This is a genomic window from Limimaricola sp. G21655-S1 (assembly GCF_027213785.1).
Taxonomy (GTDB): Bacteria; Pseudomonadota; Alphaproteobacteria; order Rhodobacterales; family Rhodobacteraceae; genus Limimaricola.
In genome coordinates this window covers 1-12,005 of the sequence record NZ_JAPWGO010000039.1, presented here as the reverse complement: position 1 = coordinate 12,005, position 12,005 = coordinate 1, and the positions used below count along the sequence as shown (strand labels likewise).

11 protein-coding genes are annotated in these 12,005 nt (G+C 64.1%); 5 read left to right on the top strand and 6 right to left on the bottom strand.

The genetic code is table 11. The annotated features are described in order from the left end of the window. Nucleotides 1-230: 230 nt before the first annotated feature. Nucleotides 231-1,652 carry a sensor histidine kinase gene (locus O4G76_RS19240; protein WP_269398787.1) on the top strand — a complete coding sequence of 474 codons (1,422 nt, stop codon included), beginning with the start codon at nucleotides 231-233 and terminating at the stop codon, nucleotides 1,650-1,652. 7 nt (nucleotides 1,653-1,659) lie between these two features. Continuing rightward, on the top strand, nucleotides 1,660-2,046 hold the full coding sequence (locus O4G76_RS19235) for a response regulator (protein WP_269398786.1): 387 nt from the start codon (nucleotides 1,660-1,662) through the stop codon (nucleotides 2,044-2,046). A 279-nt stretch (nucleotides 2,047-2,325) separates the two neighbouring features. On the opposite strand, the gene O4G76_RS19230 is transcribed toward O4G76_RS19235, so the two are convergent. The 3 genes from O4G76_RS19230 to O4G76_RS19220 form a co-directional block, all read right to left on the bottom strand. Continuing rightward, nucleotides 2,326-2,688 (bottom strand): hypothetical protein, encoded by a 363-nt coding sequence (locus O4G76_RS19230; protein WP_269398785.1) that lies wholly within the window; start codon nucleotides 2,686-2,688, stop codon nucleotides 2,326-2,328. A 623-nt stretch (nucleotides 2,689-3,311) separates the two neighbouring features. After that, nucleotides 3,312-3,578 (bottom strand): hypothetical protein, encoded by a 267-nt coding sequence (locus O4G76_RS19225; protein WP_269398784.1) that lies wholly within the window; start codon nucleotides 3,576-3,578, stop codon nucleotides 3,312-3,314. Between the two features lies 1 nt (nucleotide 3,579). Next, nucleotides 3,580-4,464: a mechanosensitive ion channel domain-containing protein gene (locus O4G76_RS19220; protein WP_269398783.1), complete on the bottom strand. Its 885-nt coding sequence runs from the start codon at nucleotides 4,462-4,464 to the stop codon at nucleotides 3,580-3,582. A 245-nt stretch (nucleotides 4,465-4,709) separates the two neighbouring features. Between O4G76_RS19220 and O4G76_RS19215 the strand changes: the two genes are divergently transcribed. After that, complete coding sequence (locus O4G76_RS19215; protein ID WP_269398782.1) at nucleotides 4,710-5,687, top strand: calcium/sodium antiporter; 978 nt, start codon at nucleotides 4,710-4,712, stop codon at nucleotides 5,685-5,687. Nucleotides 5,688-6,089: 402 nt separating this feature from the next. Here the strand turns inward: O4G76_RS19215 and O4G76_RS19210 are convergent, their stop codons facing one another. Further along, nucleotides 6,090-7,121, bottom strand: a complete 1,032-nt coding sequence (locus O4G76_RS19210; RefSeq protein WP_269398781.1) for a TerC family protein — start codon at nucleotides 7,119-7,121, stop codon at nucleotides 6,090-6,092. A 649-nt stretch (nucleotides 7,122-7,770) separates the two neighbouring features. On the opposite strand from O4G76_RS19210, the gene O4G76_RS19205 reads away from it, so the two are divergent. Further along, nucleotides 7,771-8,514, top strand: coding sequence for a sulfite exporter TauE/SafE family protein (locus O4G76_RS19205; RefSeq protein ID WP_269398780.1), 744 nt, complete (start codon nucleotides 7,771-7,773; stop codon nucleotides 8,512-8,514). 133 nt (nucleotides 8,515-8,647) lie between these two features. Here the strand turns inward: O4G76_RS19205 and O4G76_RS19200 are convergent, their stop codons facing one another. Together O4G76_RS19200 and O4G76_RS19195 are read right to left on the bottom strand one after the other, a co-directional pair. Continuing rightward, a complete protein-coding gene (locus tag O4G76_RS19200; protein WP_269398779.1) occupies nucleotides 8,648-9,931 on the bottom strand; it encodes a hemolysin family protein in 1,284 nt (427 codons plus the stop codon). A gap of 35 nt (nucleotides 9,932-9,966) precedes the next feature. Next, nucleotides 9,967-10,653, bottom strand: a complete 687-nt coding sequence (locus tag O4G76_RS19195; RefSeq protein WP_269398778.1) for an exopolysaccharide biosynthesis protein — start codon at nucleotides 10,651-10,653, stop codon at nucleotides 9,967-9,969. Nucleotides 10,654-11,150: 497 nt separating this feature from the next. Here O4G76_RS19195 and O4G76_RS19190 point away from each other — a divergent pair, with 497 nt between their 5' ends. Continuing rightward, entirely contained in the window at nucleotides 11,151-11,783 is a 633-nt protein-coding gene (locus O4G76_RS19190; protein ID WP_269398777.1) for a tyrosine-type recombinase/integrase, read from the top strand. Nucleotides 11,784-12,005 lie beyond the last annotated feature (222 nt).

Here is a 12,005-nt window from a genome sequence, read left to right as displayed (position 1 = left end):
CGCCGATCCTCCCATCCCCTATGGGAATTGAATCAGCCACGGGCACCCCGATCAAGATCGAGTTTTTCAACGGAATAGGCCCATTGCCGCCATTCGGCTGGCTCGCAGCGAATGGCGGCTTCGTGAATATGACAGAACTGTTGCTCGCCGGTGCTACCGCTTCGTGAGCGCCACGCTATGTAGGGCGTTGCTGCCGGGTTCGAGGCAGCTCTGCGCCTTGAAGGATCACCATGCTCGACGCTCCCATCCTGTCCGGCAGGGCCATCCTGCACGCGATCCCGGTGCCCGCGATCATCATGTCGACCGATCTTCTGATCATCGACGTCAACGCGCCCTTCGAGGCCGCCGTGGCGCGCCGAAGGGCCACGCTGCTCGACCGCCCGCTGTTCGACGAGTTCCCGCCGCGTCCCGACACGCCGAACCTCGAGGCGACGATCCGCGCCTCGGTTGCGCGCGCGGCGGCCTCGCGGCAGACCGATGCGCTGGAGCCGGGTCGGCATGACATCGTCATGCCCGATGGCAGCTTCGAGACCCGCTACTGGCGGCTGTCGCATTCCCCGGTGATCGAGAGCGGCGAGGTCACCTGCATTCTTCAGCTGGTCGAGGACGTGACGGCAGAGGTCACGAAGCAGCTTCTGCTCGAAGCCCGGGAGCGCACCGCCGCCGAAGGGGCCGCTCTCTCCTTCTGGGACCTGAACCTCGTCACAGGCAAGCTGATCCGCTCCGCCGGGGTCGACACGATGCACGGGTTCGCGCCGGGCGAGGCTGGCGAGGACATCGAGCCGTTCCTCGAGCGCGTCCATCCCGAGGATCGCGAGCGCGTGCGCATGGAGGTCTTCTCGGCCGCCGAGCGGGGACCCGGGCCGACGGTGCTCGAGCACAGGCTGCTGCTGCCCAACGGCAGCATCCGCTGGATCTCGGCGCGCGGCGAGATCCTGCCCGGACCGGTCAACGGCGAGCCGCACCTCGTGGGCATGGTGATCGACATCACCGAGTTCCGGCAGAACGAGGAGCGGTTGGAGGCGGCGCTCGCCAACCAGAAGATGCTGCTCGACGAGGTCAATCACCGGGTCAAGAATTCGCTCCAGATGGTCGCGAGCCTGCTCAGCCTCGAAAGCGGCCGGGCCTCGCCCGAGACCCGTGAGAAGCTGCTCTCAGCCAGCACCCGGGTCAACGCGATCGCCACCATCCATGCCAGCCTCTACCAGGACGGCGATGTGACCAGCGTGGCCGTCGACCAGCAACTGCGCGATCTCTGTGACCACGTCGCCGCCTCGTCCGGCTGCGATGTCCGGGGCATTGCGTTCGACCTCGACGTGGTTCCGATCCGGCTGTGCCCGAACAAGGCCATCAGCCTGTCGATCATCGTCAACGAGCTGATCACCAATGCCCTGAAGCACGCCTTCCATGGACGGGAGAAAGGGCGTGTAAGCGTGCGCCTCGCGAAGGATGCCGAGACGGGCGAGCTCGTGCTGACGGTTGCCGACGACGGCACCGGCCCGTGCGAGGCGGTCGAGGGCCAGGCGTCGCGCGGCTCGGGCCTGGGCCAGCGGCTGATCCAGATGTCCGCGCGCCAGATCGGCGGCCATGTCGAGCAGTCGAACTCCCCGCAAGGCTGGCAAACCGTCGTCCGGTTTCCCGCCGCGGTCTGACCTCGCCATGCGTATCCTGATCGTCGAAGACGAGGTCTTCATCGCGCTCGACCTCGAGATGCAGCTCATGGATCTGGGCCATGAAGTGGTGGGCATTGCCGCGTGCAGGGCCACGGCGATCGAGCTGGCCCGCGCGCAGGCGCCCGATCTGGCGCTTGTCGACCTGCACCTTGCAAGACAGACGAGCGGTGCCGAAGCCGCGGCCGTTATGCGCGCCGATCTCGGCATCCCGTCGATCATCGTCAGCGGCAGCCTGCACGAGCTGACGGAGGTCGACATCGCAGCCATCGCTCCGGTGGCCATGCTCGGCAAGCCGTTCAGCCCGGTGAAGCTGCATGCCGCAGTCCAAAGGGTCGCGCAGAATGCCACTCTGCGCGCTGAGGGGACCGAATAGGCGGCGACGGAGAACCTTCGATCCGCCTACGCCAGCACCGTCTGAAGCGCGCGCGAAACGGCTAAGCGAAACGTGGTGTAGTTCGCCGCGGCCGCGGACGCCATTGCGGCCCGCCGGTTGAACAAGGAGCTCCGGTTCATCGCGTCAACCGCCCCTCCTGGCTTCCTGGCCTCAAAATCAGCGCAGGAAGGCGACCCAGAAGGAGGGCGTCCACAAGACACGGGGACCATTCAGATCCCCGGCTCGGCAGGCATCAGGCGATGCCTGCCGAGTGGCAAGTCAAGCTGCCTTCGCTGGTCCTGTGTTGTCAATTGGAGCCTGAAGCGGGCTCGTATGCGGACGAAGTTCGCCATGGTTGAATGCCAGGCGACGTGCCAGCCAAATGCTGCCACCGCCCCCCAAAGCTACAGCAGCGGCGCCGATGAGGCCCAGCTCCACGACCTCTGGACCGATGTTTAGAAGCGCGGTCGCAAAGAACCCGATACCGATCGTGAAAAACGTCGCAAACACAAGAGTGATCGAAATCATCGCGCTGTCTTTACGGGTCCATCTTGCAGGAACTGGCTTGCGCGCTTTTCCATAGGCCCACGCGAAGAGAAGAGCCGCCGCCGCCAACATGCCGACGCCGAGGAGAAGATTCATTTCAAGCTCCAAAGGATGGCGCAGCGAAGTTGTTGGGCTTGCCGCCCACGCGACTCATGCGCCGATGCCCGCATCTTACCGCGGAGCGCTCGCAATGAAACAACTTCTCAATGGTCTTTGGGGCCGACGTTTCTGCCCTGGCCGTTCGACAGCCTAACCCCCTCATGCAGATCTGCGAGAGGGACGTTTCGCCGATCCGAAAATACCATCATATGCAATCTCATGAGGGCCAAACGCAGCTGGTTCGATGGCCAGCCTTTCGCAATTGGCTCAAGGTCCTGCTTTGGCTCGGAATGCTCGCTCAAGCTTATCTCGGCGACGATATGCACGGCATTGTCGACGATCTCGATCCAAAGTCGTTACGATTCAATGACCGGTAGCATGCCGGGCGCTCGAGCGGTGGCGCAGTTCAAATACGTACCGATCTGAGCATGCCGTCGAGCTTCGCCTGCGGCATCTTGCTCACGCTGATGGAGCTCGAGGTCGTCGCCGTCGATCCCCCGGGCGACGATCGGAGAGCCATCCAACTCTATGAGGCTGCGCACCGCGAACGCAGCGCGTTGGACGCACGCGTTCGGCGAGAATTGCGGGCAATCAATTCGCTGCAATGGTCGCCCACCTTTCTACGCCACTACCGATGGTATCGCGAGCGAAGCGGCAAAGCGGAAGGCGATGCAGATCGCCGCGGCCGCGGAAGCCAGCGCGGCCCGACGGTTGAGCAAGGCGCTCCGGTTCATCGCGACAACCAGCCGGTTGAGGTCTGCATGGTCGAGATCTTCGAAGCGCGAGATGCGACGCACCGTGCGGGCTCCGGCCTGATACCACAGCGCCGCAGCCACGAGCGAGCTGACGATCGCGGCCAGATCGAGGATGATGAACAGGGTGGGCATGTCAGGCGGTCTCGCTTGGGGGCGGGTCGGACTCGGGCGGGCTGTGCTCGGCCGGGACATGGAGTATCGTCAGCAGATGCCAAGTGATCTCGCTCTCCAGCTGCTCCGCGACCGACAGTGGGCAGAAGAGCGTGATCTCGGCGCGCAGCTTTCCCAGATCCGTTGTGCGAAACCGTATGGTCGGCGCCGGGTCCGGCAGGTCGGCATGGGTCCGGCGTTCGATCACGGCATTGGCCCTGGCGGCCCGCTCGCGGAACGGCTCGTAGCGCTCCTGCACGATGCCTGCGACTTTTTCCCGTAGCCCTTCGAGCTTCGGCATCGGCTCCAGCGTCACCGCGAAGTGGTGATAGGCATGCTCACGCAGCGCTGTCTGGTTTCGAACGGCGGTGACCAGCAGCATACTGTTGGGCATCACGATGGTCCGGCCGGTGGGCATGTGGGCATGGGCTCCGGCGCCGAACTCCTGCACCGTCGTGGCGAGCAGGGTATGGTCCGTGACCTCACCCCGGATCTCGCCTACCTCGATCCAATCCCCGACCGAGAAGGCGCGCGTGGTCGCGCGCAGCACGGCGCCGGAGAGGCACAGGATCAGCTCCTTGGTGGCCACGACGATCGCGACGGCGACCGCGGTCAGGGACAACGCGAAGGTGCGTAGCTGCGGTGCCCAGATCAGCACCAGTCCCACGAGGGTCAGGAAGAGAAAGAGGTTGCGGCTCGACGCGATCAGCCTGCGTTGCTCGTGGACCGGCAGCTCCGACCGGGCGCGGATCGCGCGCAGGACCGCCTTCCGGGCGATCCAAAGTGTGCCGAGTAGCAGCAGCGAAGCGAAAAGGTCGAACTGCGGCAAGAGCGCGGGGTCGAAGGGAAGGTTCAGCCTATCAAACATGGGCGGAAACTGAGTGCGGCAAAGACTGGAGGCAAGCATTTCGGACAGCGCCCGCCTCCGATGCCCACATCTTATCGGCCTTGGCGTCCACGCGAGCGCATCGGTCGATGGCAGGCCATCCTACCGCAGCCATCACAGTCCGGCCAGGTGATCCCGGCGGCAGCATCAGCTGGTCACAAGCGTCATCTGACATATCATCGTGGGCCCGGACACGATGGACAGACGATGATGACGGAGTTTGGACGATGATGGACATGTGGCTGCCGCTGATCGGAGGGCTTGTCCTGCTGATCGCTGGCGGGGATCTCTTGGTCCGCGGCGCAGTGAAGGTCGCCGAGCGGCTGGGGGTCTCCCCCCTCGTGATCGGTCTCACGCTCGTGGGGTTCGGGACCTCCACGCCCGAACTCGTGACCTCTGTTCAGGCGGCGCTGTCGGGATCACCGGGGATCGCATTCGGCAACATCGTCGGCTCGAACATCGCCAACATCCTTCTGATCCTTGGCATCTCCGCGATGATCCTGCCCATCGCGGTCCCCTCCTCGGCGCTGCGCCGGGATGCCGTCGTCATGCTCGGGGTCGCCGCGGTCTTCGCCGTCCTCTCGTTCGCCATGCCGCTCGGGCGACTCGTCGGCGTCGCTCTCATCGCAGCCCTCATCGCCTACATCTACCTCGCCTTCCGGCAGGAAAGTTCTGCCGCGGAGCATGGAGCCATCTACGACAAGGCCGCGGCGCTGGAAGCAGTGGACCCGGGCCTGCATCCGAAGCCGTCATCTGCGGGCGGCATGATCACGCCCCTTCTGCTGGCGGTCGGCGGTCTCGTGCTGGTGGTGGTCGGGGGCGCCTTCCTCGTGAAAGGCGCGGTGGCGATCGCTCAGTCCTTCGGCATACCGGAGACCGTGATCGGTCTGACCATCGTGGCCGTCGGCACCTCGATGCCGGAACTGGTCACCTCGGTGGTGGCCGCCTTCAAGCGCCAGAGCGACGTGGCCTTCGGCAACATCGTCGGCTCGAACATTTACAACATCCTGGGAATCGGTGGCGGCACTGCGCTCATCTCCCCCGCACGGGTGCCGGAGCAGATCGTCACCTTCGACAACCTCCTGATGGTCGGGGTGTCCCTCCTGCTCGTGATTTTCGCAGCCACCGGCCTGAGGATCGCCCGCTGGGAGGGCGCCGTGCTGCTGGCCGGCTATCTGGCCTACCTCTACGTTCTTTGGCCGTAGGCCGGCTGCCAGAATTCGGTCAGAGGTTAGATTGTCATTTGTTGCTGTCACCGCTCTGCGCTGCAAAGCACTCGGCCGTCAGACTGAATTTCCGAGTCGCGTTTAACCCGGCTGGGTGAGGCCGTTCCTGACTTGGCCGAAGAAACGCACTACCGGTAATCGCTTGGTAGTGAAGCGCTTTGCTACTGATAGGCTGAGCCGCAATAAGGGCGCGACCAAGTCCGAGGCGAGCAGTCGCGCGAGTTGAATACCAGAGAATGGCAGGCAGCCGATTGGCCCTGCGCCAAACTTCGGCTCTCACTTGCTTACCTACCATACTGTCTGGCCTGACAGGTGAAGCGTAAGGGCCCGGCACCACCATGCCGGGCCCTCCCTGCCGTGCGGTCCGTGGACGGCGGCCGGTCAGCTCTCGCGCGCCACCGGGATCGCGACCGTCTGCGCCGTCGGTTGCTCCGCATGGACCGGCACTTGCCCCCGCCCGGTCTTCCACAGCGAGAAGGCCACGCCAGCCCCGAGGATCGCGAAGGTGATGCCGAGCGACCATGCCGGTGGGAACTTCTCCCAGCCCAAGGCCTCGGCCACGAAGACCTTGGAGCCGATGAACACCAGCAGCAGCGACAGCGCGTATTTCAGGTAGGCGAAGCGGTGCAGCACCGCCGCCAGCGCGAAGTAGAGCGCCCGCAGCCCGAGGATCGCAAAGATGTTCGAGGTATAGACGATGTAGGGGTCGGTGGTGATGGTGAACACCGCCGGCACCGAGTCCACCGCGAACACGAGATCGGCCACCTCGATCAGCATCAGGGCCAGCAGCAGCGGCGTGACGTAGCGCTTCATCCGGCCCGTTGCCGGGTCGGCGCGCTTCAAGGTGAAGGCATGGCCGTGCAGTTCGTCCGTCACCGGCAGGCGGCGCTTGAGGAACTTGAGCAGCCTGTTGTCCGAAATGTCGTGATCGCCCTCCGTGACGAACAGCATCTTGATGCCGGTGACGATCAGGAAGGCGGCGAAGATGTAGAGCACCCAGTGGTATTCGGCGACGATGGTGGCGCCGAGGCCGATCATCAGCCCGCGCAATGCGATCACGCCGAGGATACCCCAGAACAGCACCCGGTGCTGATACTGCCGCGGGATCGCGAAGAAGCCGAAGATCAGCGCGATGACGAAGATGTTGTCCATCGCCAGCGTCTTCTCGACGACGAATGCGGTGAGATACTGCGCCGTCGCCTCGCCACCCATCTGCCACCAGATGAAGCCCGCGAAGGAGAGGCCAAGCGTGATGTACATGGCTGAGAGCTTCAGGCTTTCGGCGACGCCGATCTCGTGATCGTCGCTGTGTAATACGCCCAGATCGAAGATCAGCAGAGCGGCGACCAGCGCCATGAAGACCAGCCACATCCAGAGCGGCTGGCCGAGAAACAGAAGAAACAGGATTTCCACGATGACCTCTTGTGCATGACCGCACCCGAGGTTGGGGGTGTTTGGACCCCAATACCATCGGGCACACCCGATGCGGTCCGACATCACGTGGAAGATCCAACGTCAGAGGGGCCCGGCCCGCACGATGATAGATCCCCCTCTCCTGGGGCGATTACAAGAGGCGGCAAGAAATATTCTCACCCTCCTTGGTTGCACTGGCGTTACGCCGCTTCCCGCTACCGTAACGCTGCGTCGTTTGGCGGGGTCTGCAACCGGGCATCCCGATTGTGTCTCTTGTAGGCGGCGGAATTCGGTCAGAATGTAACTCGCGTCTTCAATGCCGATACCGGCTGCTTCTCCGGTTCGCATCGGGCAAAGGCATTCGGGACAGGATGGAGCCCGGCATACCGGGTCTGTGCGGAGCATAGATTGAGATCATCGGTTTCGCGAACGGTTGCATCGACCTTCGCAGGGTTTTCCCACCGCCTCCCTGTGGCCCCAGCAACCCAATCCAAAGGCCGGCAGGGACAAGCGCTTCGGGGCTCCAACGAGCCGAAGCAGCCCGGCAGAGTTGCAGCCTTCAATTGTGCTAAGCGTGGACCCCGATCCGAGCGCGAGGTACGGCGGGCTCAACCAGTCCCAGAGCAGAACTGCCGCCGGGTGGTCTGCCATGGGTGACGTATTCTGGCAGATCGTGGTTGTGGGTTTCGTAGCCCAGATGATCGACGGCGCTCTTGGTATGGCCTACGGGCTGACCTCGACGTCACTGTTGCTGACGCTTGGTTTTACGCCGGCGGCGGCAAGCGCCGCAGTCCATCTGGCCGAAACTGCCACCACCGGCGTCAGCGCGACCTCGCACCATCTGGCGCGAAACGTCGACTGGAAGCTGGTTCGGCCCCTGGCGATCTCGGGCGCCCTTGGCGGCATGGCCGGGGCGAGCCTACTGGCCACCGGCCTCGGCGACATGCTCGCCCCGTTGGTATCGGCCTATCTCGTGCTCATGGGCGGCGTCGTTCTGTGGAAGGCGTTCAGCGCAGTGCCGGGCATCCATCCACCGAAGGGCGTTCGGAGGCTCGGCCTCGCCGGGGGGTTCGTGGACGCCGTCGGGGGCGGCGGCTGGGGCCCGGTGGTGTCGAGCACACTGCTCGCCTCGGGAGGTTCCGCACGGCACATGATCGGGTCTTCGAATGCGGCGGAATTCTTCGTCACGTCGGCGATCACTGTCACCTTCGCTGGGCATCTCGGGCTGTCGGAATTCGGCATGGCAGCGCTGGCGCTGGTGGTCGGCGGGCTCCCGGCTGCTCCGTTCGCGGCCTTGGCGGTCCGGTACGCGCCCAGACGCCCGCTGATGATCGTCGTCGGCCTTCTGATCATCATACTCGGCATTCGCGGCGTTCTGTCCGCGCTGGGTTGAGGCGAGGGACTGATATTGTCAGACACCTGCACCATCCGAGCTTCGTCGGATCGGCCAGCCTCGCTGACGTCCATCCAGACATTCCCCAGATGCCAAGTTCACACTGTCGCAACGGGAATGGTCGCATGCTCGGTCAAACCGGCCGAACTGCTTGCTTCGAGACGAGCAGCTTGTCGATCCGGCGACCATCCAGATCGACCACCTCGATGCGCCAGTCATCAATATTGATGTGCTGCCCGACCTCGAGCAGTTCCCCTGCGCGGTCGAGCACGAGTCCGCTGACGGTCTCGTAGGACGGTCGGTCCTCGATCTCGAGCCCGATACGGGCCGCGAACTCGTCGACCGGCATCCAGCCGGCAACGAGTAGAGATCCATCCTGACGCTCCACAACCTTGGGCTCATCCTGCTCGGTTTCGTCGAAACTGCCAGTAATGGCGCCGAGGATGTCCATCGGGGTGATGATCCCCTCGAAGTGTCCATACTCGTCATAGACCAGGAGCATGTGAGCGGGTGCCGCCTTCAACCGTTCGATGACTTGGGTCGCTGGCAGGGACTCGTGGACAACCGGCACAGCTCGGGCCATCGCAACCGGATCGAAAGTGCCGGCGGCCGTCAAAAGCAGGTCGCGACTGTGCAGGATGCCGATGATGTCGTCGGGGCTACCATGGCGCAGCGGCAGGCGGGAGCGCCTCGAGGCTCGGAACCGTGCGAGGATCTCGTCCCGGCTTTCCTCCGCCCGGGCAATCTCGACATCATGGCGCGGTGTCATCAGGCCGCGCGCCGTGCGGTCGGCCACGCGCATGACCCCCGCGATCATATCGGTTTCGGCCTTCTCGATGACACCGGCGCTCTCCGCTTCGGAGATCAGCATGCGGATCTCCTCATCGCTCACTTTCGCGCTGCGACGCCCCGACTGACCAAGCAGAGCAAGCACGAGGGCTCCGGACCGGTCGAGCAGCCAGACCAGTGGCGAAGCGGCCTGCGCCAGACGGCGCATGGCCGGGGCGACACGGGAGGCGACGGCTTCGGGGTCCGACAACGCGATCTGTTTCGGGACGAGCTCACCCACGATCAGCGAGAGATAGGTGATGACCACCACCACGGCACCCACGCCGACTTCTTCGGCGAACCGCACGGGCACGCCGACCTCCGGTAGAACGCTGGCAAGACGCAAGCCCAGCGTGGCTCCGGACAGAGCGCCGGACAGGATGCCGACGAGAGTAATGCCGATCTGGACCGAGGAGAGAAACCTGCCAGGTGCCTCGGCCAGCCGCAGCGCGACCTGCGCCCCGCGGTCGCCCCGGCTGACCCGTGCCTGAAGTCGGGCGGGCCGAGACGAGACGACCACCAGTTCCGACATCGCCAGAACCCCGTTCAGGACGATCAGCGCAAGGACGAGAGAGATTTCGAAAAGCATGGAGAACCTTGACAGGCATGGGTGTCGCCCGGCCCTTAGGCAAAGGCGCCGAGCAGGATGAGCAGAGCCGCCCTGAGCATGGCATAGACCACGGCAGCGGAGAGCAGAAGCGCGGCGACGCCCATGATCGCGCCGATGCCGGCCCACAGCCCGTCACGCTCAAGCACCCCGAGCGCGAGAAGGCAGATCGCAAAGGCTGGAAGCATGTTGCCGAGCGGTATCGGCAGCATGACGACTACCGCGAGGATCAGCGCGAGACCTCCGAGCATCCGTTCCGATCGCGGCGCCACGAGCCATGCCGCCCGCGGCCGAAGCATCCGCTCGGCGCGCGTCAGGATCGGAACGGTCCGTTGCACCACCGCGACGAAGGCCGGGAACATCATGCCCCGCTCCCCGATGAACGCCGGCAGCCAGGGCATGCGCCCAAGCATCATCTGCGCACATAGATACAGCAGCGGCAGCCCCAGCACGGCCGACAGCCCGGGTGGCGCGGGCAGCACGTTCGGCAGCGCGAACAGAAGGATCAGCGCCGCCCGTCCCCGCCCCTTGAGAAGCGTCATCAACTCGTTCAGCGTCATCTCGGAGCGGGATTTGTCCGCGGTGATCTGGAGCAGGACCTCCGACAGCCGTTTGCGCGCCGGATTGGGGATATCGCCGCCCCACGCCTTGCCAGCCTCCGGAGCAGCGCTTTCTCTACCGACATCCGCCACCGTGGCGACCATCCAAGATAATTCTGGAGACAGAATGGCTCCAGGGCATGTTTCGCCCCTGCAACGCCAGAGAGCGGCCGCTTGGATACATGCGTAATGGAAGACCTTATCAACGAACTTCTCGAAGGGAAGAGGCCTGTGCTATCCGCCACGCCATTTGCGGCAAGATCCGGCTCATCGATGGCTACTCTTGGGCGAAGCAATCTATGTTCCGGGTCGTTATGCGGGGCTGTCCCGTCCGATACCGTCGCTGTCCGCAGGATCTCCATCAGGTGATGCATGAAGCCGCGTGAATTTCGCTACGAGTCCTTCCCTGTCAAAAAAATCTGGGCCGAATAGCAGCCGTTCATATCGATCGCAGAGAATGACCGCTTTCCGCCCGTTAAACTTTGCCCTCGAAGAGCAAGACGTCGAACACATGCAGCGCCCTTTGAGCCGGTTGCCATGCTATGGGGCAGCGTCGGCATGGTGCCGGCGTCGCGGCGGAGGGGGGGATTGGAGAAACCACCATGTCCACGCCTAATCTTCCCGCCATTCGTGCCTGCCGTCCCGCTTGGAACAAAGGGCGCATCGTCGGCCAGAAGCGTCCGCTCATGCCGAGGCATGTCTGGGCGATTCGGGTTCGACTTGAGATTGCTGATCGGGTCAGGGACCTCGCGCTTTTCAACACGGCGATCGACAGCAAGTTGCGCGGCTGCGATCTGGTGAAGCTGAAGGTCGCAGACGTCTACGCCGCCAGCCGGGTCAGGGAGCGCGCCTCGATCATCCAAAGCAAGACGCAGAAGCCGGTCCGTTTCGAGATCACGGAGGGCACGCGGAAGTCTCTCGCGGCATGGCTCGCCAATCCGAAGATGGTCGGCTCGCAGTATTTGTGGCCGGGCCGCTTTCACGAACGTCTCCACATTTCGACACGCCAGTATGCGCGCCTCGTCCGAGACTGGGTGACCTCGATCGGGCTCGAACCGAGCGCCTACGGAACCCATTCGATGCGCCGGACCAAGGTTGCGCAGATCTATCGAAAGACGGGGAATTTGCGAGCAGTTCAGCTCCTGCTTGGGCACACCAAGATGGACAGCACGGTGCGCTATCTCGGGGTCGAGCTCGAAGATGCCCTGGCCATCGCCGAGGCGGTCGAGATTTGAACAGCAGGGCCGCCCCTGGGAGGACGGCCCAAACCGGTCATTCAGCACCTCGGTGCTACCGCATCGCGGCTATCCAAAACCTGTCATTCTGCAAAAACGCAGCGCACGGTTGCTTCGAGTGAGCTGCCCCGTCTGAGTGCTCCAGGTTAATTGTTAGTGCATGGTCGGCCTCCGGTCGACGGGCACGATGCTTTCTGGTGCAGGTGGCCGATAGCCCAAGGC